Origin of the sequence: Halanaerobium sp. ST460_2HS_T2, assembly GCF_003337665.1 — a bacterium.
Lineage (GTDB): Bacteria > Bacillota > Halanaerobiia > Halanaerobiales > Halanaerobiaceae > Halanaerobium > Halanaerobium kushneri.
Genome location: NZ_QPJF01000010.1, coordinates 49552 through 73492 on the forward strand (window position 1 = coordinate 49552; position 23941 = coordinate 73492).

The window sequence follows — 23941 nt, forward strand, 5'->3', positions numbered from 1 at the left end:
CTTTTTTTTATATAGGAAATTATGCTTTTGCAGGAATGTGGATAACCTTGTTGCCAGGAAATTATAACTATAATATTTTTAATGATGATATTTTTATTCCAGAAAGTAATTTAATTTAAGTCTTTAAATTAATAATGATTATTGCTATAATAGAAGAGCAGACTAAACATACATTCACTTATTTATTAAAAATGTCAATAATTTTACTGAAAATTATTTGATTTAAATATATAATAGTTAATTAACCATTGATTTTGAATTCAGTGGTTAAGAGTTTAATTAGTTTGCAAATTATATTTGGGGGGATTATTGTGAAAGAAGGACAATTTAAATTAAAGGCCCCTTTTGAGCCAAAGGGTGATCAGCCTGAGGCGATAGAAAAATTGGCTGAAGGAATAAAAAAAGGATATCGTCATCAGACTCTACTTGGTGCGACAGGTACCGGAAAAACTTTTACTATGGCCAAACTGGTGGAAGAGGTAAACAAACCAACCCTGGTTATTGCTCATAATAAAACTCTGGCAGCTCAGCTGACCAGTGAATTTAAAGAGTTTTTTCCTGATAATGCTGTAGAATATTTTGTTAGTTATTATGACTACTATCAGCCTGAGGCTTATGTACCTCAGACTGATACCTATATAGAAAAAGATGCTTCTGTTAATGACGAAATAGAGAAACTCAGACTTTCGGCTACCACTTCACTTTTTGAGAGGCGAGATGTGCTGATTGTGGCCAGTGTCTCCTGCATTTATGGTCTGGGTTCGCCGGATGATTATTTAAATCTTTCACTTGATTTGAAAGTGGGCAAGATAATGGATCGCAAGGATATTACCCGGAGCCTGACATTTATGCAGTACAGCCGCAATGATATGGATACCTCACGCGGCCACTTTCGGGTTAAGGGAGATGTTGTTGATATTTTTCCTGCTTATCGTGACATTGCAATCAGAGTGGAACTTTTTGGAGATGAAATTGACAGAATTACAAGAATTAATACAGTTACAGGTGAGGTTGAGGCCGAAATTAATGAGATGACAATTTATCCGGCCAGTCACTTTGTTACTCCAGAAGATAAGGTTGAAAGGGCAATTAAGACAATTTCAGCGGAGCTGGAAGAGAGACTTAAAGAACTGCGTGCAGAAAATCGACTGGTTGAGGCTCAACGGCTTGAACAGAGAACCCGATATGATCTGGAAATGCTGGAGCAGATGGGTTTTTGCTCAGGGATTGAAAACTATGCCCGGCATCTTGCTGGTCGTGAACCTGGTTCCAGACCGATGGCTCTTTTAGATTACTTTCCTGATGATTTTATGGTAATTATTGATGAGTCACACATGACAGTTCCTCAGATTGGTGGAATGTTTGCTGGTGACAGGTCTCGTAAAGAAAAGCTGGTAGAATATGGATTTCGTTTACCGTCAGCTCTGGATAATAGACCGCTAAACTTTGAGGAGTTTGAAGAGGTTGTACCCCAGGCGGTGTATGTTTCGGCAACACCTGGTCCTTACGAAGAAAAAAACAGTCAGCAGATTGTAGAACAGATTATTCGACCGACTGGACTGGTTGATCCCGAAATTGATGTTCGACCAACCAGGGGCCAGATTGATGATCTGCTAGAAGAGATCCGTCAGGTTGTAGGAGATGAAGAGAGGGTCCTGGTTACTACTCTGACTAAAAAGATGTCAGAGGATCTGACTGAGTATCTGGCTGAAGCAGGTATCAGAGTCCGCTATCTACATTCTGATATCGACACAATTGAGCGTTCAGAGATCATTCGTGATCTGCGCCTGGGTGAATTTGATGTACTTGTAGGAATTAATCTGCTGCGTGAAGGGCTTGATCTGCCTGAAGTTTCTCGAGTGGCAATTTTAGATGCCGATAAAGAGGGGTTTCTGCGTTCTGAGCGAGCGCTGGTTCAGACTATTGGGCGTGCTGCTCGTAATGTTGGGGGTAAGGTGATTATGTATGCTGATAAAATAACTGATTCAATGCGGAATGCTATTGATGAAACAGAGAGAAGAAGAGAGATTCAGATTCAGCATAACAAAGATAATAATATTACTCCGGAAACAATTATTAAACCTGTTCGCGAAGTAGTGAGACCGGTTGAGATGGTAGTTTCTGAGGATAAGAGCCGCTATTATGATAAAAGTCAGGATAATGAAGATCCGGATGATAACAGTCAGAATTATGATCAGATGAGTCGTAAAGAAATTCAACATTTAATTATAGATCTGGAAGCTGAAATGGAAGAAGCAGCTGATAATCTGGAGTTTGAAATAGCTGCTCAGATTAGAGATGAAATTGAAGAATTAGAAAATAAATTATAATCGGGACCGGTTATCTGTAGAATATACTAAATAACTATAAAAATTAGATGCAGATATTTTTCAGGTAACTGGTGCCTTAGAAGAGGTGTTATTATAAATGGGATTAGATCGTTTGATAGTTAAGGGTGCTGAAGAGCATAATCTTAAAAAAGTAGATTTAGATATACCCCGGGATGAACTTGTGGTAATTACTGGACTCAGTGGTTCTGGTAAATCTTCGCTTGCTTTTGATACTATTTATGCAGAGGGGCAGAGGCGTTATGTAGAATCACTTTCTGCTTATGCTCGCCAGTTTTTGGGACAAATGGAAAAGCCAAAGGTGGAATATATTGAAGGGCTTTCGCCAGCTATTTCTATTGATCAGAAAACAACAAGCCGTAATCCACGCTCAACAGTTGGTACAGTAACTGAGATTCATGATTATTTGCGCCTGCTTTATGCCAGAGTTGGGGTTCCTCACTGTCCTATCTGTGGTAAAGAAATAAAGTCGCAGACGGTAGATGAGATTGTGGATCAGGTGCTTGAACTGCCAGAAAGAACAAAAATTCAGGTGCTGGCCCCCATTGTTCGCGGGCGAAAAGGTGAGCATGAGCGTACTTTTCTGCAGGCTCAGCGCGATGGATTTGTTAGAGCCAGAGTTGATGGTGAGACAATTTTGCTTGAAGATGCAGAAAAGCTGGATAAAAACTTTAAACATGATATAGAGATTATAGTTGACCGCCTTGTAATCAAGGCTGGGATCAGAGAACGACTGGCTGATTCAATAGAAACAGCTCTCGATTATGCAGAGGGTCTGGTAATGATTGACGAAATAGAAGGAGAAATTACAACTTATAGTGAAAAATTTGCCTGTCCAGAGCATAATATCAGTCTGGAAGAAATGTCACCTCGTATGTTCTCATTTAATTCTCCTTATGGAGCCTGTGAGAATTGCGATGGACTGGGAGTAAAAAAAGAATTTGATCCAGATTTAATCCTGGATAAAGATAAATCGATTGCTGATGGTGGAATTATCCCCTGGGCCAGCTCATCCAGCCGCTATTACCCGGCGCTGCTGGAAGCAATGGCCGCTGAGTATGATTTCAGTCTGGAAACAAAAATTGAAGATCTGGATTCTGAGATTATTGACAGGTTGGTTTATGGTGATGACAAAAAGATTACTTTCCCATATACAAATCGTTATGGTCGGACCAGGGATCATACCACCAGGTTTAAGGGGATAATTGGCTATCTTAAAGAAAGAATGAATAAATCTGACAGTGCTTCGACCCACCGGAAAATGGAAAGGTATATGAATGAAATTCCCTGTCATGTCTGTGAAGGCCAGCGCCTAAAACCTGAAGTCCTGGCAGTTACAGTTGGTGGAATTTCAATAGCTAAATTTAGTTCGTTTACTATTAAAGAAGCCCATGAATTTCTACAGGGAGTAGAGCTGGATGATAGACGAGCAAAAATTGGTAAGGAAATTTTAAAAGAAATCCGAGAGAGATTGCGCTTTTTACTGGATGTAGGACTTGATTATCTGAGTCTTGATCGTTCGGCCGGAACACTCTCTGGAGGAGAAGCGCAGCGGATCAGGCTTGCTACTCAGATTGGATCAGGATTAATGGGAGTTTTATATATCCTCGATGAACCAAGTATTGGTCTTCATCAGCGTGATAATAATCGTCTCATCAGTACTCTGGAGCATATCAGAGATCTGGGTAATACAGTAATAGTTGTTGAACATGATGAAGATACAATTCGCTCGGCAGACTATATTATTGATATGGGACCGGGTGCCGGAAAACATGGTGGTGAAATTGTTGCTGAAGGCAGTCTTGAGGATATAATTGCTGAAGAACGTTCACTGACCGGGCAGTATCTTTCCGGAAAAAAGAAGATCCATGTACCTGCAGATAGATATCAGACTGGCGAAAAATGGCTTAAATTGAAAGGAGCCAGACAGCATAATCTAAAAAATATTGATGTTGATTTTCCACTGGGAACATTCACCTGTGTAACAGGGGTCTCAGGTTCTGGTAAAAGTACACTAATTAATAACACTTTAAAAAGACAGTTGATGCGGGATATCTATGATTCAACCCTTCATCCAGGAAAACATGATTCAATTGAAGGGATTGATAATATTGATAAGGTGATTAATATTGATCAGTCTCCGATTGGCAGAACTCCTCGCTCAAATGCTGTAACTTATACTAAAGTTTTTAATTATATTCGGGATGTCTTTGCCAGCACTCCGGAAGCCAAGCAGCGCGGTTATGAGATTGGACGTTTTAGTTTTAATGTTAAGGGAGGACGCTGTGAAGCCTGTAAGGGACAGGGAATTGAGGAAATTGAAATGCACTTTTTACCTGATGTGTATGTACCCTGTGATGTCTGTAATGGTAAGCGTTATAATCGAGAAACTTTGGAAATTAAATATAAAGGAAAAACAATTGCAGATGTACTTGAAATGACAGTAGAAGAAGCACTTGAGTTTTTCGAAAATATCGAGCCGATTCGCCGCCGTCTGCAGACTCTTTATGATGTGGGTTTAAGTTATATTCGTCTGGGACAGCCGGCTACAACTTTTTCTGGTGGAGAAGCTCAAAGAATTAAAATTGCCAAAGAGCTGGGAAAGAGAAGTACCGGGCAGACTCTCTATCTACTTGATGAGCCAACAACAGGACTTCATTTTGCTGATATTAAAAAACTGCTTGAAGTACTGCATCGCCTGCGGGAAGATGGCAATACTGTAATTGTAATTGAACACAATCTTGATGTAATCAAATCAGCTGATTATTTAATTGATCTCGGACCAGAAGGTGGAGAAAAGGGAGGAGAAATAGTTGCCACTGGCACTCCGGAAGAAGTGGCTCAGAGCGAAAATTCTTATACCGGCAAGTTTTTAAAAGAAGTGCTCTAGACACCAGAGTCTGGATATTATTCCCAATAACTTTAATTAAATTATTCCTTTTACTGTAAATATGTAGTATAATAGTTATATAATATCACGAGGAAAGTTATAATTGAGGACTAAAAGGGAGGTGCAGCATTTGAAGAAGAGAGATAAGAGAGAATCGATGCAGGGCAAAACTGGAGAGTTCATTAGCGAAGAAAAGATGAAGGAACGGATTAAACAGCGGGAAAAAATGTTTGCCAGCGCTTTAAATGAGGCACCGATTCCAGTTATGATTCATGCTGAGGATGGGGAAGTTGTAATAGTAAATAATACCTGGATTGAAATTAGTGGTTATAGCAAAGAAGAAATCAAGACAATTTTTCAGTGGATAAAAAAAGCTCATCGCGGTAATATAAAAGAGATAAAACAGGAAATAAACAAATCATTTGCAGCTAATAAAAGTATTGGTGGCGAGTTTGAAATTCTCACAAAGGATGGAGAAAAAAGAATTTGGGATTTTAAAACAGCCCCCCTGGGACGTGATGAAGAGGGGCGTAAACTGGTAATCAGTACTGCTGTAGACATAAGCCGCCGCAAAAAAGCAGAAGCTGACCTGCAGAAATTAAACGAAATTTACCGAACTTTAAGTATGGTAAATCAGCTAATAGTCAGAGAAAGATCGCTGGAGAATCTGCTGGTAGAAGCAGCTCAGCTTACTTTTGATTACGGCAAATATAGTAATATTTGGATCGGTAAATTTAGTAAAGATCAGGAAAAATTAAAAATTTTAACTTCAACAGAACAGAATTGTGACTTAATTAGAAAGGGAGATAATTACAGCTTATTTTCGAAGGATTTAGGTTTTGATTTTAAGGATGCAATGATTAATAATAATCAGGATAAAGTGATTCAGAACAGCTGTCAGAATTCTTCTGGCTCTGAGTTTTCTTTTCCTAAACACTGTGGTTCCAGAGCTTTTTTTCTATTGGAAGTTATGGACCAACCCTGGGGAATATTTTCTTTTTGCTCAACTGAGGATGACGAGTTTGATGAAATGGAGATTAAACTACTGTCTGAACTGACAGGAGATATTTCTCTGGGAATTGAAAAGATTATTAATGAGCAGCTAAGACTGGAGTCAGAAAGGCGGTTGAAAAAAAGTGAGGAGAATTATCGCAGATTATTTGAAAATTCTCCGGTGGGGATTTTCAAAACTACATCGACCGGTCAGGTGAAAATGATTAACCCTCATATGGCTCAAATTTTAGGTTTTGATTCAATATCTGAAACTATAACTTATTATAATGATCTCAAAAATTCTCTTTATGTAAATTCTGAACGCCGGGATCAATTTTTAAACCAGATTAAAACAGAGGGTATGGTTGATAATTTCGCTTATCAGGCCTATGATCGGGAAGGGAATATTTTGTGGCTGGAAATGAATGCACGAGTCAGTCAGAAAGATGAAGACGGCAGTTTTATGATCGATGGATTCTGTCGAAATATAACTGAGCGGCGTCAGAGTGAAGCGAAAATTCGTTATCTCGGTTTTCATGATAAACTTACCGGGTTATATAATCGGGCTTTTTTAGAGGAAGAAATTAAAAGGGTAGACACATTGCGTCAGCTGCCGATTAGTATAATTATGGGTGATTTAAATAATTTGAAATTGATTAATGATACTTATGGTCATGCCAGTGGAGATAGATTGATTAAAGAGGCTGCTGACATTTTCCGAAAATCATGCCGGGATGAAGATATAGTTGCCCGCTGGGGTGGGGATGAATTTGTTGTGTTATTACCTCAGACAGATAGGGCTGAGAGTGAAGATATCATTAAAAGAATTAATGCTTATTTAGAGCAGGAGGCTGGAGAACTGCAGGTTTCTATTTCACTGGGGACTGCTGCTAAAACAGATATTGAAGAGGATTTGATGGTTGTTTTAGGTAGGGCAGAAGATAGAATGTATAAAAATAAAATTGCCAGCAGAAAAAGTGCACGCAGTAGTGTATTGGCAGCTTTTTTAAGTTCGTTAAGAGAAAAAAGTTCAGAAACTGAAGAACATGTACAGAGGATGAGTAGTCTCGCGGCTGATTTTGCCCAGAAAATTGGACTTTCTAGCTCTGAGCAGGACCGGCTTTATCTTTTAACTCAAATGCATGATATTGGTAAAATTGCAGTACCGGAAGAAATATTAAACAAAACAGAAGAGTTGAGTGATGAAGAATGGGAGATAATCAAAAAACATACTGAAACTGGTTTTAGAATAACTTCTAACATCGAAGATTTTGCCCATATATCTTCCGAAATACTGCATCATCATGAGTGCTGGGATGGTTCAGGTTATCCAGAAGGAATCAGTGGTAAAGATATCCCACTCCTTTCACGGATGCTGACAATAGTTGATTCTTATGATGTAATGATTAGCGGCCGACCTTACAAGAAGGCATTGACTAGAGCTGAGGCTTTAGCAGAACTGAAAAGATTTGCCGGAGTTCAGTTTGATCCAGAATTAGTGGAAAAATTTATTGAGAGTTTAGATTAGCTAATATTATATCATTTATTTTTAAAAGATTGTTTTGTAACAGTTGAAGAAGTAATTATTCACAAATTAAGGTGATATTTATGACAGACAATGAAAATAGAAAAGAACACATAGAAGCACAGCTCAAGGAATTACCCCGACAGCCCGGTGTTTATTTAATGAAAGATGAGACCGGAATGATTATTTATGTTGGTAAAGCTAAATCTTTACGCAGTCGGGTAAGATCATATTTCCGTAAAAATGATCAGACTTATAAGACCAGAATGCTGGTTAAATATATAGATGATTTTGATTATATTATAACTGATACAGAAGTTGAAGCCTATATTCTAGAGGCTAATTTAATCAAAAAACACCAGCCCAAATTTAACATCCGCCTTAAGGATGATAAAACTTATCCCTATATTAAAGTGACTAAAAATGTTGATTTTCCAAGGGTGTTTAAAACCAGAATTGTAAAAAATGATGGAGCAAAATATTTTGGCCCCTTTGCTGATGTTGATGCAATTTATAAGACTCTTGATGTGATCAAAGATATTTTTAAGCTTAGAAGCTGTAAAAAGGAATTGAAGGCAGATGATCCAGAAGATCGCCCCTGCTTAAATTATCATATTGATAAATGTCTTGGTCCCTGTATTGGAGCTATCAGTAAAGAGGATTATCATGAGCTGATTGACCAGGCCTGCCTTTTTCTCTCCGGGCGTCAGGTGGAGCTTAAACATCAGGTCGAGGAGAAAATGAAAGAAGCGGCCGCTGAAAGAAATTTTGAAAAAGCAGCTCGTTTCAGAGATGCCCTGGAGGCATTTGAAAAATTAAGTGAAAGTCAGAAAGTAATGACAGATAAAAATGTTGATCAGGATGTGGTGGCCCTGGTTCAGGGAGAAGAGGATAATGCCTGTGCTCAGCTGCTTTTAGTCCGCAATGGCCGTCTGATTGGACAGGAATACTTTATTCTTCAGGGAACTGAAGAGGAAAGTGAAGCAGAAACCATGGCTTCATTTTTGCAGCAGTATTATGAGCAGGCAGCTGGAATCCCTGATGAGCTCTTATTAAATACGGAAATAAACTATCAGAGTTTACTTGCCGAAAGACTGGCAGATATTAAAGGTAAGAAAGTAAGCATCCAGTACCCGCAAAAAGGTGATAAGAAAAAAATGCTGGAGATGGCTGAACGAAATGCCGAACAGAATTTAAAGAAGGAAGATATTCGCAGCAAATATGAAAAACAGCGTACCTCAGGAGCTGTAGAGAAGCTGGGAGAAATTCTGGAAATGGAAAATGATCCCTATCATATTGAGGGATTTGACATCTCAAATATACAGGGTACAGATTCTGTTGCTTCAATGGTTGTTTTCAAAAATGGACGACCTTCCAAGCAGGATTACCGGCGTTTTAAAATTAAAACTGTGGAAGGACCCGATGATTTTTCCAGTATGAAAGAAGTGGTGGAACGCCGCTATGCAAGACTTTTGCGTGAAGATAGAAAACTTCCGGATCTGATTCTAATAGATGGTGGTAAAGGCCAGCTTAATGCAGCCTATGAGATTTTGGAACTCTTAGGTATAGAAGACCTGCCGATTATTGGTTTGGCTAAAAGAGAAGAAGAGATCTTTAGGCCTGGAGAAAGTGAACCGATCACTTTACCTCACCATACTCCTACTCTGCAGCTGCTGCAGCGGGTAAGAGATGAAGCCCACCGCTTTGCAGTCAGTTATCACCGCAAACTTAGATCAAGGCGTCTGACCCATTCGATGTTAGATGAGATTCCAGGAGTGGGAGAAACCAGAAGGAATGCCCTGCTCCAGCACTTTGGTTCTCTGGCAAAAATAAGAGAGGCTAAAATCTGGCAGCTTAAACAGGTGGATGGAATCAGCGGCAAAACAGCGCGTAAGATCTATGATTATTTAAGAGAAAATATGAGAGCCTATTGATTTCAGGCTTAAAAGAGGTGAAGATTATGGATTTTAGCAGAGATGAAAAGGGACGAATAAAAAGAGATAGTTTAATTGAGGAAATAAGAAAAGAACTTAAGCGATTATATTTTCTTGAACAAATTAACAATATAGATTTAAGAATTGATTTATCTAACCATTTTTCTAAACTGACAGGAATAGAAACTGATATAATAATATTAAACTCTGCTAAACCATTATTGAAATTTCAGGTTTTGAAGCATGGAAAACCAATATATGTAAATGATGATTTTGACTATCCAGGTTATTTTTCTAAAAGTCTGAGGGAACACTTTGATTTTAAATATTATAAGGAATATCATTATCAAAAGATGAGAGAAAGATTAACTAAATCAACTTAGGTAAACTGAATTTTGATAAGAGGATGTGTTATACATGGTAGATAAAGATGTGGTTTTAAAATATTTATAGATTTTTTATTTTTTTTGCAGGAGAATTAACTTCAGTGTTGAATATGTAATATAGAGAATCTGATATATCACAGAAAAAATTAGGAAGTGTTACTATGGCAATTAATAAAAAAAGCCTGACAGATCAGGTTTATTCAATGTTAAAGGAAAAGATTTTAAATAGAGAGGTAGAACTTGGAGAGCAGTTAAATACCAGAGAGATTGCCGAAGAGCACGGTATTTCTTTGATGCCTGTTCGTGATGCTCTGCGTCGTCTGGCAAATGAGGATCTGGTTGAAAATAAACCGCGAGTTGGCTTTTTTGTTAAGAATTTTTCGGAAGCTGAAGTCAATGAAATTTTAGAGGTCCGCAAAATGCATGAAATTTACTGTCTTAAAAATTATTTTACTGATATTAATAGAGAAGTTATTTCTGATCTAAAAGATAAATTTGAGAATGGGCATAAAAAGTATTTTACCAGTTATGACAGTAAATTGCACAAAGAAATTGTGCTAGCCTCTCATAACGATTATTTAATTGACAGCTATCTAAAAATGATAAATCACTATACAATGCTGTTTAGTTATTTAAATTATAAGCGTTCGGAGACTTCTCATCAGGAGCATATTGATTTGATTGACTGTATTTTAAATGATAAAAAAGAAAAAGCAATGGAAATTTTATACCGTCATTTAGATAGAGTTGAGATTGCTGAAGATGCAGCAATAAAAAGAAGAGCTTAAAATTTGATGGTAAAAATGCAAATTTTATTTGCATTTTGTTGCTAAATGTTGTAATATTAAAAATAGAAAGAAAATAAAGGCAACAGAATAATTAAAAAATCTTTATTTAACAAATAAAGAATATTTTTTGCTCAACTCTGATATATCACATATCAAATAGTAGATAAATGATATCAGTAAAAGTTATTAATAAAATTTTTATTAAGATTATTCAGGCAGGAGTTGATTCTTGTGCAAATTAAAAAAATTGAACTTTTTAAGGTTCCACCCCGCTGGCTTTTCCTTAAAATTACTACTGATCAGGGGTTATCTGGTTGGGGAGAAGCAATTGTAGAAGGGAAAGCTGATACAGTAAGAGCAGCAGTAAAAGAAATGGAAAGCTACTTAATTGATAAAAACCCAATGCAGATAGAAGATATCTGGCAGACTTTATACAGAGGTGCTTTTTACCGGGGAGGGCCTGTTTTAATGAGTGCAATTGCTGGTATTGATCAGGCACTCTGGGATATCAAAGGTAAGTATCTGCAGCAGCCTGTTTACGAGCTGTTGGGAGGAAAGGTTAGAGATAAAGTTAGAGTTTATTCCTGGATTGGTGGAGATAGACCTGATAATGTAGCTCAGGCGGCTCAGGAAAAAAAGGATGCCGGATTTACAGCTGTTAAAATGAATGGAACTGAGGAATTACATTACATAGATAGTTATAAAAAAATTGATCAGGCAGCTGCCAGAGTTGCAGCTATTAGGGAAAAACTTGGCCCTGATTTTGGAATTGCAGTTGATTTTCATGGAAGAGTACATAAAGGAATGGCTCGAATTCTGTTTAAAGAATTAGAACCCTATCGTTTAATGTTTATTGAAGAACCAGTACTGTCTGAAAATATAGAAGCACTGGCTACAATGGATACTTTTGGAATTCCAATTGCTCTGGGAGAGAGATTATTTAGCCGCTGGGATTACAAAAAAGTTTTTGAGCTCAATAAAGTTGATATAATCCAACCTGATCTATCACATGCAGGTGGTATATCGGAGGTTAAAAAGATTGCAGCAATGGCTGAAGCCTATGATACAGCAGTAGCTCCTCATTCTCCACTGGGACCAATTAATTTAGCTGCCAGTTTGCAGATTGATGCTGTTACACCAAATGTTTTCATTCAGGAACAGAGCCTTGGTATTCATTATAACCAGGGAAATGGCCTTTTGGATTATTTAGTAAATAAGGAAGTATTTAAATATAAAGATGGATATGCGGAAATTTCTGACCAGGCTGGACTTGGTATAGAAATTGATGAGGAGCTGGTAAGAGCGGAAGCAAAATCAGCCCATAACTGGAAAAATCCTGTCTGGCGCAACCAGGATGGAACTATTGCAGAGTGGTAAAAATTTTAATTGCTTATTGTTTTCTCTAAACCATAATTAGGAGAGAAGAAAATGAATAAAATCAAATCCGAAATTATCAGTCAGGGTAAATATCTTAATGAAGCAGAAATTGATAAATATTTATCTGAACTGACCAGAGATATAATAGATGCAAAAATAAATAACCTCTTACTTATTCCACCTGATTACACACGTAAATCATCAGCTCTGGGACCAATAACTGAGAAATTATATTTTAAGCTGGTTGAACAGGTTAAAAATATTGAAATTTTGCCTGCATCTGGAACCCACGATCCAATGGACAGAAAAAGTCTTAAGTCTATGTTTGGGGAAATACCCTCAGATAGATTTTTAGCTCATAACTGGAGAAGTGAAACAATCAAAGTTGGCGAAATACCAGCTGCTAAGATGAAAGAATTTTCTCAGGGAGAATTAACTGAAGCGATTCCCTTAGAAATTAACAGGCACCTATTTGATGATAAATATGATCTTATTATCTCTATTGGCCAGGTTATTCCACATGAGGTTGTAGGGATGGCAAATTATACTAAAAATATTGTAGTTGGCTGTGGAGGAGATCAGATAATTAATAAATCACATTTTCTGGGAGCTCTTGCCGGAATGGAAAAAATAATGGGAAAAGATCATTCTCCGGTTAGGAAGCTTTATGACTACTGTCAGCAGAAATTTTTAGCTCAACTTCCGCTTTTATATTTAATGTCTGTTAACTCGCCAGTAGGAGACAGCAAAACTGGTTTGACAAAGATTAAAGGTATTTTTGCTGGAAGTGAGAGAGATAGTTTTGAAAAGGCAGTTGCTTTGAGTCAGCAGCAAAATATAATAAAAGTAGAAAAACCACTGGAAAAAGTTGTAGTTTACTTAAAAGAAGATAAATTTAAAAGCACCTGGATTGGTGGTAAGGCAATTTATCGAACCAGAATGGCAGTTGCCGATGGGGGAGATTTAATTATCATTGCTCCGGGTATCCATAAGTTTGGAGAAGACAAAGAAATAGATAGACTGCTGCGTAAATATGGCTATCGGGGGACAGAAAAAACTCTGGAGAACTTGCATAATAATTCGGAGTTACAGGAAAATCTTTCGGCAGCAGCCCATTTGATTCATGGTTCTTCTGAAGGCAGATTTACAATTTCACTGGCGTCGCCAAAATTAAGTCAACAAGAAATTGAAGCTATAAATTTTAATTATTTAGATTATCAGCAAACAATTGAAAAATACAAAATAGATGAGTTAGAAAATGGTTTTAATAATGTAAATGAAGAAGAGATCTTTTATATCAACAATCCTGCTACAGGATTGTGGGTATATCAAGATAAATAAGTAAAACAGGAGCAAGTTTATAATCCTATAAGCCCTTTAAAAAATCTTGGTGCAGGAGGTGGTAGTTTAAAAGAGGGGAGATTCATAGTATAATATGTTTGGTCAATTTATTTTAATTAATTAACTTAAACTAAAAAATATCTTACAGGAGGAAATTATCTTGAGAAAAAATTTAATTATTAACTTATCACTTGCTCTATTATTGGTTTTAACATTCACAGTGTCTACAATGGCGGCAGAATATACTATTAATGCTGGTATCGGTCTTAACGATAAATCCGCTCAGTACAAGTCTCTGGAATTCTTTAAAGAATTAGTTGAGAAAAATAGTGACGGTCAGATTGAAGTAAACCTTTATCACTCCAGTCAGCTTGGTGACGATAGAGAGATGATGGAAGCTCTGCAGATGGGTGTACAGGAAATGACCTGTCCTTCTACAGCTCCTATCGCTCCTTTTGTTAATGGATTTAAAGTCTTTGATTTACCTTTCTTATTCCCAACTCACGAAGCAGCAGACTATGTTCTTGATGGACCTGTTGGTCAGGATCTATTAAAGCAGTTAGAAGATGTTGGTATTGTTGGTCTGGCATTCTGGGAAAATGGATACCGTCAGTTAACAAACAGTGTTAGACCTGTTGAAACTCCAGAAGATGTTAAAGGTCTAAAAATTAGAACTATGGAAAATCCAATGCATCTGGCTGCCTGGAAAGAAATGGGAGCTAACCCTACACCAATGGCATTTGGTGAGTTATTCTCAGCTATGCAGCAGGGTGTTGTAGATGGTCAGGAAAACCCATGGGGTACAATTTACCTACAGAATTTCTTTGAAGTACAGGACTACACAACAAACACAGGACACGTATATTCTCCATTTGTACTTATGATTTCCAAGCAGTTCTATGACAAATTACCTTCTGACTTACAGGATGTAGTTTATGAAGCTGCTCAGAAAGCTAAAGATCACAACAGAAGAACAAACAGAGCAATGAACGCTGAATACTTAGAAAAACTGAAAGATGTTATGAATGTAACTATTTTAACTCCTGAGCAAAAAGCTGCTTTCCAGGAAGCTGTTCAGCCAGTATACGATCAGTTTAAAGATGAAATTGGTGCAGACTTAGTTGAAGAAGTACAGGCTCAGGTAAAAGAATTTCAGGCACAGCAGTAATTAGTCTGATATTTTAAGCAAAGAATCTTTAGAAGAATAATTAACTGATGAAGGGGGAGCTAATCCCCCTTCATTTTAAAATTCAAGCCAAATGGGTTTAAAGGGGAGAATATTATGGAAGACAAAGGGTTTTCTAATTTATTTTTTAGCATTTATAAATTTTTATTAATTTTATTAACTCTGGTAATGTTTATTATTGTAGGAGCAAATGTTTTCAGCCGTTTTGTTTTAAACAATTCACTTGGCTGGGCAGATGAACTGTCTCGATTTATTTTTATCTGGATTTCATTTCTGGGGGCTGTACTTGCTTATAATACTGATGACCATGTTGGTTTAAATTTTGTAATAGCAAGAATTCCATCAGCAAAAGTACAGAACATAGTAAATCTTATTTCTGATATTTTAATTTTACTGGTCGTATCATTTATAACCTATTATGGCTATATAGTGGCAACTTCAGCTACCAATGTATCACCTGCTTTATATATACCAATGAGCTATGTTTATTCGGTAGTTCCAGTTAGTGGTCTAATGATGGTAATAATTAATTTATCAAAAATCAAAAAACATATTGACTTATTTAAAGAAAATGAAAAAGAAATATCTGTTTCGGCTGAAGAATATGGAGGTGCTGAATAATGCTCTGGTTATTTTTAGGAACTTTATTTACTTTTGTACTGGCAGGGATACCTGTAGTATTTAGTCTGGGATTATCAAATATCGCAATTATGAATGCAATGGACCTGCCTTTTATGGTGCTTCCCTCAAAAATGATCTCCGGTATGAATAGTTTTCCACTGCTGGCGATTCCATTTTTTATGTTTGTAGGAGAGGTTATGAACCGTGGTGGAATTGCAAAAAGACTGGTTGATTTTGCGGATGCAATTGTAGGGCATATTACTGGAGGTTTAGGACATGTAAATATTCTGGCCAGTATGTTTTTTGGTGGGATTTCTGGTTCTGCGATTGCTGACACAGCTGCTATTGGTGGATTACTGATTCCACCAATGATTAAGCAGGATTATCCAGCTGATTATTCAGCTGCTATTACTGCTTCCTCAGCTGTAATTGGAATTATTATTCCTCCCAGCATTCCCTTTATTTTATATGGAATTATTACCAGTACTTCTATTGCCAGATTATTTTTGGCCGGTATTATTCCCGGTATTATTGTTGGGCTGGCTTTAATGATCACAACTTATTTTACTACTAAAAAACATGGTTATGGTCATATAGTTGAGTCCGAACAGGTAGCAGAATTTACTCTGGGTAGACTCTGGAAGACATTTAAGCGGGCCTGGCTTGCTTTAACAATTCCGGTACTTGTTGTAGGTGGAATATTAGGTGGTATTTTTACTGCAACTGAAGCGGGAGTTGTGGCAGCTTTTGTGGCTTTATTACTCGGTCTTTTTGCTTATAAAGAAATTACAGTAAAAGATTTACCCGAGATCTTTTTGGCTACTGCTAAAACAACTGCAATTGTATTATTTTTATGTGGAATGGCAATGGTAACTGCCTGGCTTTTAACAATGGCCCGAGTACCATTTACCTTATCAAATCTGCTGACTTCAATTACTAATAGTCCAATCGGAGTTTTATTAATTGCCAATGTTTTGCTATTTTTAGTAGGTTTTGTAATGGATTTAACCCCTGCAATGCTGATTTTAGCTCCGATTTTACTGCCGGTTATGGAATCAGTTGGTGTTGATCCTGTTTATTTTGGAGTTATTATGTCGATCAACCTGGGTATTGGTTTAATTACACCTCCTGTGGGAACAGTACTTTATGTTGCAACCGGGGTGGCTAATATAACATTAGAAGAACTTGTAAGGTCAATACTGCCCTTCTTATTTACTCTGCTGGCAGTACTGGGATTACTACTTGCTTTTCCCCAGTTAGTAATGTTTATTCCTAATTTAGTAAGTTAATTTTAAAAATAACATAAGCTATATTACTAGCAAGATTGGTTAAATAGATTTTAATTAGTTAGAAAAAGTTAATTAAGTGTAAGTGTTTTTAATAAGGAGTTGATTTTATTGCTTAGAAGTCAGGAAATTAGAAAGCAGGGTCCGGAAATTGATGCTCTGCGTATGGGAATGGACTGGAAAGCAGAAGATTTAGATAAAATGCAGATTGTAATTGCCAATACTTATGGCAATGGTCATCCAGGAAGTTTTCATCTTGATAAATATGTAAGTTTACTAAAAAAAGAATTAAAAGAGATTGATGTGATGGGCAGCAGAATGACAACCTCTGATATCTGTGATGGAATTGCCCAGGGACATGATGGGATGAATTATTCCCTGGTTTCCAGAGAAATGATCGCTAATATGGTTGAGATTCAGGCAATGGCAGCTCCTTATGATGGGATTGCTCTTTTTTCCAGCTGTGATAAGTCGGTGCCTGCACATTTAATGTCGATAATGAGACTTGATTTACCTGCGGTTCATATACCGGGTGGCTCTATGGCTCCGGGACCAGATGGTTTGACTTTAGAAATGATCGGAACTTATTCTGCTGAGCTGCAGCGGGGTGAAATTACAGAAGAGGAATTTAAAGAATATCAGTATTCAGCCTGTCCCAGCTGTGGAGCCTGTCAGTTTATGGGAACAGCTTCTACAATGCAGCTAATGGCGGAAGCTTTAGGTCTTGCTTTACCGGGGGCAGCATTAATACCTTCAACAAGCCAGGCACTGTCAGAAATGACAAAAGAGGCAGGACATTATTTAGTTGAGCTGGTCAAAAAAGGTCTGAAACCATCGGATATTATTAGCCGTAAATCATTTGAGAATGCAATAATGATTCATGCTGCTATCGGAGGTTCTACTAATGCCTTACTCCATCTGCCGGCAATTGCGCACGAATTTGGAATTGAAATTGAACTGGATGAGTTTGATGAGATCCACCGTAAAATTCCCTTTATTGCCAATGTCAAGACCAGTGGTCAATATCCAACCCACTATTTCTGGTATGCAGGTGGTCTGCCTGCAGTAATGAAGGAGCTAAAAGATTACCTACATCTTGACCAGATGACTATTACTGGAAAGACTTTGGGAGAGAATCTTGCAGAACTGGAGAGATTCAGCTATTTAGAATATATGGAAAGTGAAGCACCTGCTAATCTGCCTGATGATGTAATTTATCCTGCAGCAGAACCAATTAATAACGAAGGTTCACTGGCTGTGCTCAAGGGTAATCTGGCACCAATGGGGGCGGTTGTAAAACATTCAGCCGTTGAACCGGAAATGCATAAATTTAAAGGTAAAATTAAAGCCTTTGACACGGAAGAGGATGCTATGGAAGCAGTTCTTTCTGGTGATATTGTCTCAGGTGATGCAGTAATTATCCGTTATGAAGGACCCAAAGGGACTGGAATGCCTGAAATGTTCTACACCAGTGAGGCGATAGCTTCTGATGAAGTTTTAAATACTTCTACGGCCTTAATCACAGATGGCCGTTACTCGGGAGCTACCCGGGGGCCAGCAATTGGACATGTTTCTCCCGAGGCAGTAGATGGAGGCCCCATTGCTCTGGTTGAAGATGGAGACCTGATAGAAATTAATATTCCAGAACGGAGTTTAAATATTATTGGAATAGCGGGTGAGGAAAAATCTGCCGCAGAAATTGAGCAGGTACTGGCCCGGAGAAAAGAGAAGTGGGTTAAACCTGAACTAAAGTTTAATAGTGGAACTCTGGGGCTTTATGTCCGGCACGCAGTTCCAGCTGCTAAAGGTGCCTATATTGGTATGGACTAATAAATATTTTGGTTTGGACAGAAAATTAACTATAAATCATTTTGCTATGAGGTGAAAAAGATGACTAAAAAAGTTAAATTAGATCCCCAGACGGCTTATCTGCAGGCGGCTCCAGCACAGTATATCAATGAAAAAGGAATTCTGAAAAAAGCTGGCGCCTATGTCAGTGAATGGGGAGAGAGAGTTTTAATTACTGGTGGTGTGAGGGCACTTAGAGCTGCCGAGGAAGATTTAACAGCTTCTTTAGACGAATATGGTATCTACTGGGAGAAGAATGTTTTTAAGGGTGAGGTTTCTCAGTCTAATATGGAGATTATCAAAGAAAAAGCAGAAAAGATGAAGGCTGATTTGATTATTGGAGTTGGTGGTGGTAAAGCAATTGATACTGCCAAAGCAGCTGCCGAAGATCTCAGACTTCCAGTTGCAGCTGTGCCGACAATTGCAGCTACCTGTGCGGCAGGTTCAGCCTTTGCTGTTGTTTATACAGAAGATGGTCAGTTTGAAAGAGATTATTTTATGACTCAGAATCCGAGACTGGTAATGGTTGATCCTGAGATTATTGCTGAGGCACCTGCTAAATATTTAAAGTCGGGAATTTTAGATTCTTTAGCAAAATGGTATGAGGGTAAAGCAGTAGAAAGTGGAATAGAAAATCCCAGTCTGGAAACTGTTGTAGCTATGAATCTGGCAGAAATATTATATAATAAAATGCGAGCAGAGGCGATTACAGCCGTCGAACAGTGTGAAAATAATGACTTGGGTCCGGAGTTAAAGGAAGTTATTGATCTAAATATTTATCTAACTACAATTATTCAGAGTCTGGGCCAGAATACTTCTCGAGGAGCAGCTGCACATGGTATTCACAACGGAATGACAGCACTGGCTGAATCCCACGAATTACTACACGGGTTAAAAGTAGGTTATGGAATTATTGTACAGCTTTATCTGGAGGAAAAGGATCAGGACTATATAGATGATGTGATTGAGTTTTTTAATCAGCTTGGTTTGGTTCCTTCCTTTAAAGGTCTGGGACTTCCGTTTACCGAGGAAAATCTTGCGAAAATAGCAGCTAAATCTGTCAATGATACAGTAATGCTCAAGATGCCCATTAAAGTAACCGAAGAGATGATAATTGAGGCTATGCAGAAGGTAGAAAAAAAGGTAAATTAGTAAGATTAAAAAAACGAAGTTGAAAAAGCTATAAATTATTTAAATTTCTCCCTCCGAGGAATTAACATTAAAGCCAGCCCATTTGGGCTGGCTTATTATTTTAGTCAGGATAATCCTTCGTATTTATAAAAAGACTGGAAGATTTTATCCAGACCATACTTTTCAGGTGAAAATATATATTCGGTGTTGCCGAGGAAAAAATAACCGCCTGGATTTAAGACCGAAGTAAACTTTTTAATCAGCTCGTCTTTCATGTCTTTGGTTAAATAAATAAAGAAATTGCGGCTTAAAATTAAATCCCAGTCGTTTTTAAAACGAGCATTGATTAAATCCTTCTGCTCGAAATTTACCATTCTTTTGATTTCAGAACTGAGAGCATAAGTTTTGCCATCACTGCTTTCTTTAAAGTATCTCTTTAAAAGCTTATCGGAAACATTTTTAAGAGAGTTTTCCTTATATTCAGCTCTGCGGGCGGTATCCAGAATTGTGTGATCTAAATCTGTAGCATAAATTTCAAATTTAGATGGTCTGATCCCCATCTCCTTTAAAATAATGGCCAGAGTATATGGTTCCGAACCATTAGAACAGGGAGCACTCCAGATTTTAACTTTTTCATTTGTTTCAAATAATTTTGGAAAAACATCTGACTTTAAAAACTCAAAATTTTCTGGATTGCGAAAAAACTCCGAGGTGTTAATGGTAAAATGGTTTAAATATGCATCTTTAAATTCCCCATCATTTTTGATTAAGTTAATACACTGATCAAAATCATCAACCTGATATCGGCGCATCAGGCTCTTAGTCCTTCGCTCAACTCGATCCAGTTTATAGCCATCTAAATCAATATTTAAAATTTCCTTAGCCTGATCTTTAAATTCTGTAAAAGTAATAGCCATTAAATTTATCCCTCCACGATTTCTGTAATTCTCCTGCCAATTTCATCTATTCTTTTAATTTCATGATAGGCACCAGCCTTTGCCGCCGCTGAAGGCATGCCATAAACAAGTGCAGTCTCTTTAGATTCTATTATACCATATCCACCCTGGTTTACAATGGCAGACATTCCTTCTGCTCCATCATGACCCATTCCGGTTAAAATAACTCCCAGGAGTCTATCTCCACTGAAGTTTTCAGCAATACTTTTCATCATATAGTCCACACAGGGGCGAACACCGTGCAGTCTGTCTTTCTGATTCAATTTAACTTTTCCCTGGGCGTCAATTTCTAAATGATAATCTCCAGGAGCTAAAAGTCCATGACCGGGTTTAAGCTGGTCGCCAGCTTCTGCCTCTTTAATTTTAAGGCCAGAAATATTATTCAATCTTTCAGCTAGAGTTTCTGTAAATCCCGCCGGCATATGCTGTACTATCACAAAAGCAGCCGGAGAATTTTTTCCGATATCTGCAAACAGCTTATTTAAAGCTCGCGGTCCTCCCGAAGAGGAGCCAACTGCCACAATCGGAAAACCTCGATTTTTTTTGATAACTTTTTTCTTAGCCTTCTTATTTGTTATTCTGCCTTTAGAATCAGCAGCAGCCTTCAATTTAAGCAGCAGTTCTTCTTTGATTGAGTCAATATTTAAAGAAATAGAGCCTGAAGGTTTGGGGATAAAGTCAAAAGCACCCAGCTCCAGTGCTCTAAATACTGTTTCGCGATTATCCAGAGCACTGACCATAATTACAGGTATTTCGGGATATTTTTCTTTAACAATTTCTAAGGTTTCAAGGCCGTTAAGTTCAGGCATTTCAACATCCAGCATCAAAAGATCTATATCAATTTTTTTGAGTTTGCGCAGAGCATCTTTACCGTTATAGGCAGTTGCCGCAACTTTGAGTTCTGAATCTTTTTCAATAGTATCCGAAAAAATTTTTCTCATAAAAGCGGAATCATCACAGATTAAAACTTTAAGCATGATTTTAACCTCCCTTATTATCTCTGTCTCTAATTTATATATTCTTTGTTTGCCCTAAAAAACCTCTTTAAATATCTGATTATTATCCTAATAATTATCGAATTTTGCTCAATCTGTCAAAAAATGTCTCAAAATATCTGGAGCCTCAAATGACTCTATGTTATAATATAGATAAAGAAACTTTAAAAGTAACTCTTTAATCAATTTTTATAAAAATGTTAACAGGAGTGAGACTCATGGAGCTTATAAATTGTAAAGAATGTGGTAAGTTGTTTTCTTCAGGTGGACAGAAAGTCTGTCCTGATTGTCGTCAGAGTGAAGAGGAAAAGTTTGAGCTGGTCAAGGAATATCTCTGGGAAAATCCTAATTCAACGGTTAAAAAAGTCTCAGAGGATACTGGAGTAGAAAAAGAATTAATTATTAAGTTTATGCGGGAAGACAGACTGGCTGCTGAGGGGCTGCTGGTTGACTACAGCCTGAAGTGTAAACGCTGTGGAACTGAAATTCAGTCGGGACTCTTTTGTTCAAGCTGTCGTTCCAAGATGATTAGTGACTTTAATCAGGGTTCTGAGCCAGAGGAAGAAAAGAAAAAAAGCAGTCAGGAAATGTTTTTAAAGGAACGTTTTAAAAGGAATAATTAGTTAAAATAATGAATGAAAAATTAAAGGACAAATAATCTGCTTTCTATTTAAGATTAAAATATTAGTTTAAAAATGCCAGGCTGAATGATCAGAGTTTATATTTTCAGTCTGACATTTTTGAGAAAGAATTTTCAAAATAATCTTTTAATTTAGTGAGGATATGATATAATAATAGTTGAAGTCGGATTTTTTTGTCTGAATTCTAATTCGATTTAGTTAAGTTAAAAAAGGAAAATGAGTTCAGTGGAGGTGGTAGCTGGATAGTATAAATTAGATTCTGTTTTCAACATTTGTTAAAGTCTGAATACAAAAATAAGGAGGACAAAAAATGTTATTGAAAAAAAGTGCTGTGTTGAGTGTTCTGGTTATGGTGGCTTTGCTTTTTGTCTTCAGTTTTTCAGCTCTGGCTCAAGAAGGAGAAGTTGAAATTTTTAGCTGGTGGACCGGTGGTGGAGAAGAAGAAGGTCTAAATGCTTTAATTGAACTTTTCAATGAACAATATCCTGATGTTGAAGTGATTAACGCTACAGTTGCAGGTGGTGCAGGTTCTAATGCTAAGGCTGTACTAAAAACCAGAATGGTTGGGGGTAATCCTCCAGACTCATTCCAGGTACATGGTGGTGCAGAACTGGTTGATACTTATGTTGAAACCGGTATGATGGAACCAATTACCGGCCTGCTGGAAGAATGGGGAGTAAAAGACAAATTTAATCAGCAGATTTTAGAAATGTCTTCTTATGAAGGCGAATATTATTCTATTCCTGTTAATGTTCACCGCTCAAATATTATGTTTTATAACAATCAGGTACTTTCCGAAAACAATGTTGAACCTCCAACAGATCTAGCAAGCTTTAAAGAAGCTCTGGCTAAGCTGGATGAAGCTGGTGTAGTTCCACTGGCACTTGGTGATACTAATAAGTGGCCTGCCGGTCAAATTTTTGAAACATTATTGGTAGCTACTTTAGGTCCTGATGGCTATAATGGTCTCTGGGATGGCTCTACAGCACCAGATGATCCTGCAGTCAGAGAAGCACTAGTTCACTTTAAAGATATTATGCAGTATGTAAATGAAGATCACTCTGCTCTTACCTGGCAGGATGCTACTCAACTGGTAAATGAGGGAGAAGCAGGATTTAATATTATGGGTGACTGGGCAGAAGGTTATCTTAAAACATTAGGCTGGACTCCCGGTGAAGAATTTGGCTGGACACCTGTGCCAGGCTCAGAAGGAACTTTTATAGTTGTAACTGATACCTTTGGTCTGCCAAAAGGTGCTCCTCATCCAGAAAACGCTAAGAAATGGTTGAAAATTATTTCCTCTAAAGCAGGTCAGGATACATTTAACCCAATTAAGGGTTCAATTCCTGCTCGTTTAGATGCTGATAAGAGTAAATATGATCCTTATTTAACAAGTGCAATGGAAGATTTTGCAAGTGATACTCTGGCACCTTCTATTGTTCACGGTTCTGCTGCTCCAGAAGGATTTATTACAGCAATGAATGATACAATTAACTCCTTTATTACAACTGGAGATGTTGATCAGGCATTTAAAAGCTTCCAGCAGAATTATGAGGAATATGTTCAGTAATTGATCTAGATTTATTTTAGATCTGGTTAAAATTGAGGTACTGATGCAGTAAACTATTTCGGTAGGGAATGCAATATCTCCCCTCCTGTAAATTTTCAGGAGGGGAAGATTTATTTTATGGAGTG

General features: G+C 37.4%; 17 protein-coding genes. 15 read left to right on the forward strand and 2 right to left on the reverse strand.

Annotation, left to right across the window (positions count from 1 at the left end):
* Positions 1-311: 311 nt before the first annotated feature.
* From uvrB to DFR80_RS06385, 13 genes are all read left to right on the forward strand, one after another.
* A complete protein-coding gene (gene uvrB, locus DFR80_RS06325) occupies positions 312-2330 on the forward strand; it encodes an excinuclease ABC subunit UvrB (protein ID WP_114489491.1) in 2019 nt (672 codons plus the stop codon).
* Positions 2331-2427: 97 nt separating this feature from the next.
* Positions 2428-5238 (forward strand): excinuclease ABC subunit UvrA, encoded by a 2811-nt coding sequence (gene uvrA, locus DFR80_RS06330; protein WP_114489492.1) that lies wholly within the window; start codon positions 2428-2430, stop codon positions 5236-5238.
* A gap of 130 nt (positions 5239-5368) precedes the next feature.
* Positions 5369-7759: an HD domain-containing phosphohydrolase gene (locus DFR80_RS06335; RefSeq protein ID WP_114489493.1), complete on the forward strand. Its 2391-nt coding sequence runs from the start codon at positions 5369-5371 to the stop codon at positions 7757-7759.
* A gap of 80 nt (positions 7760-7839) precedes the next feature.
* A complete protein-coding gene (gene uvrC, locus DFR80_RS06340; RefSeq protein WP_114489494.1) occupies positions 7840-9690 on the forward strand; it encodes an excinuclease ABC subunit UvrC in 1851 nt (616 codons plus the stop codon).
* A gap of 26 nt (positions 9691-9716) precedes the next feature.
* Complete coding sequence (locus DFR80_RS06345) at positions 9717-10073, forward strand: nucleotidyltransferase domain-containing protein (RefSeq protein ID WP_076543876.1); 357 nt, start codon at positions 9717-9719, stop codon at positions 10071-10073.
* A gap of 164 nt (positions 10074-10237) precedes the next feature.
* Entirely contained in the window at positions 10238-10864 is a 627-nt protein-coding gene (locus DFR80_RS06350; RefSeq protein WP_076543877.1) for a GntR family transcriptional regulator, read from the forward strand.
* 231 nt (positions 10865-11095) lie between these two features.
* Positions 11096-12241, forward strand: a complete 1146-nt coding sequence (gene dgoD / locus DFR80_RS06355) for a galactonate dehydratase (protein ID WP_076543878.1) — start codon at positions 11096-11098, stop codon at positions 12239-12241.
* Positions 12242-12292: 51 nt separating this feature from the next.
* Positions 12293-13582 (forward strand): lactate racemase domain-containing protein, encoded by a 1290-nt coding sequence (locus DFR80_RS06360; RefSeq protein WP_076543879.1) that lies wholly within the window; start codon positions 12293-12295, stop codon positions 13580-13582.
* 160 nt (positions 13583-13742) lie between these two features.
* Positions 13743-14750 (forward strand): TRAP transporter substrate-binding protein, encoded by a 1008-nt coding sequence (locus DFR80_RS06365; RefSeq protein ID WP_076543880.1) that lies wholly within the window; start codon positions 13743-13745, stop codon positions 14748-14750.
* Between the two features lie 114 nt (positions 14751-14864).
* Complete coding sequence (locus tag DFR80_RS06370) at positions 14865-15389, forward strand: TRAP transporter small permease (protein WP_076543881.1); 525 nt, start codon at positions 14865-14867, stop codon at positions 15387-15389.
* Positions 15389-16678 carry a TRAP transporter large permease gene (locus DFR80_RS06375; RefSeq protein ID WP_076543882.1) on the forward strand — a complete coding sequence of 430 codons (1290 nt, stop codon included), beginning with the start codon at positions 15389-15391 and terminating at the stop codon, positions 16676-16678. Before DFR80_RS06370 ends, DFR80_RS06375 begins: the two co-directional genes overlap by 1 nt.
* A gap of 108 nt (positions 16679-16786) precedes the next feature.
* Positions 16787-18505, forward strand: a complete 1719-nt coding sequence (gene ilvD / locus DFR80_RS06380) for a dihydroxy-acid dehydratase (protein ID WP_076543883.1) — start codon at positions 16787-16789, stop codon at positions 18503-18505.
* A gap of 60 nt (positions 18506-18565) precedes the next feature.
* Complete coding sequence (locus tag DFR80_RS06385; protein WP_076543884.1) at positions 18566-19675, forward strand: iron-containing alcohol dehydrogenase family protein; 1110 nt, start codon at positions 18566-18568, stop codon at positions 19673-19675.
* A 104-nt stretch (positions 19676-19779) separates the two neighbouring features.
* On the opposite strand, the gene DFR80_RS06390 is transcribed toward DFR80_RS06385, so the two are convergent.
* Positions 19780-20571, reverse strand: coding sequence for a protein-glutamate O-methyltransferase CheR (locus tag DFR80_RS06390; protein ID WP_076543885.1), 792 nt, complete (start codon positions 20569-20571; stop codon positions 19780-19782).
* A gap of 5 nt (positions 20572-20576) precedes the next feature.
* Complete coding sequence (locus tag DFR80_RS06395) at positions 20577-21587, reverse strand: chemotaxis response regulator protein-glutamate methylesterase (protein WP_114489495.1); 1011 nt, start codon at positions 21585-21587, stop codon at positions 20577-20579.
* Between the two features lie 236 nt (positions 21588-21823).
* Between DFR80_RS06395 and DFR80_RS06400 the strand changes: the two genes are divergently transcribed.
* A complete protein-coding gene (locus DFR80_RS06400) occupies positions 21824-22228 on the forward strand; it encodes a flagellar protein (RefSeq protein ID WP_076543887.1) in 405 nt (134 codons plus the stop codon).
* A gap of 328 nt (positions 22229-22556) precedes the next feature.
* On the forward strand, positions 22557-23816 hold the full coding sequence (locus DFR80_RS06405; RefSeq protein ID WP_199505790.1) for an ABC transporter substrate-binding protein: 1260 nt from the start codon (positions 22557-22559) through the stop codon (positions 23814-23816).
* Positions 23817-23941 lie beyond the last annotated feature (125 nt).

What these genes read in the sequence shown, in the direction of transcription:
- uvrA (WP_114489492.1), top strand. Translation starts at nt 2,428, where the DNA reads ATGGGATTAGATCGTTTGATAGTTAAGGGTGCTGAAGAGCATAATCTT.
- uvrC (WP_114489494.1), top strand. Translation starts at nt 7,840, where the DNA reads ATGACAGACAATGAAAATAGAAAAGAACACATAGAAGCACAGCTCAAG.
- DFR80_RS06345 (WP_076543876.1), top strand. Translation starts at nt 9,717, where the DNA reads ATGGATTTTAGCAGAGATGAAAAGGGACGAATAAAAAGAGATAGTTTA.
- DFR80_RS06350 (WP_076543877.1), top strand. Translation starts at nt 10,238, where the DNA reads ATGGCAATTAATAAAAAAAGCCTGACAGATCAGGTTTATTCAATGTTA.
- DFR80_RS06360 (WP_076543879.1), top strand. Translation starts at nt 12,293, where the DNA reads ATGAATAAAATCAAATCCGAAATTATCAGTCAGGGTAAATATCTTAAT.
- DFR80_RS06370 (WP_076543881.1), top strand. Translation starts at nt 14,865, where the DNA reads ATGGAAGACAAAGGGTTTTCTAATTTATTTTTTAGCATTTATAAATTT.
- DFR80_RS06375 (WP_076543882.1), top strand. Translation starts at nt 15,389, where the DNA reads ATGCTCTGGTTATTTTTAGGAACTTTATTTACTTTTGTACTGGCAGGG.
- DFR80_RS06385 (WP_076543884.1), top strand. Translation starts at nt 18,566, where the DNA reads ATGACTAAAAAAGTTAAATTAGATCCCCAGACGGCTTATCTGCAGGCG.
- DFR80_RS06390 (WP_076543885.1), bottom strand. Translation starts at nt 20,571, where the DNA reads ATGGCTATTACTTTTACAGAATTTAAAGATCAGGCTAAGGAAATTTTA.
- DFR80_RS06395 (WP_114489495.1), bottom strand. Translation starts at nt 21,587, where the DNA reads ATGCTTAAAGTTTTAATCTGTGATGATTCCGCTTTTATGAGAAAAATT.
- DFR80_RS06400 (WP_076543887.1), top strand. Translation starts at nt 21,824, where the DNA reads ATGGAGCTTATAAATTGTAAAGAATGTGGTAAGTTGTTTTCTTCAGGT.
- DFR80_RS06405 (WP_199505790.1), top strand. Translation starts at nt 22,557, where the DNA reads ATGTTATTGAAAAAAAGTGCTGTGTTGAGTGTTCTGGTTATGGTGGCT.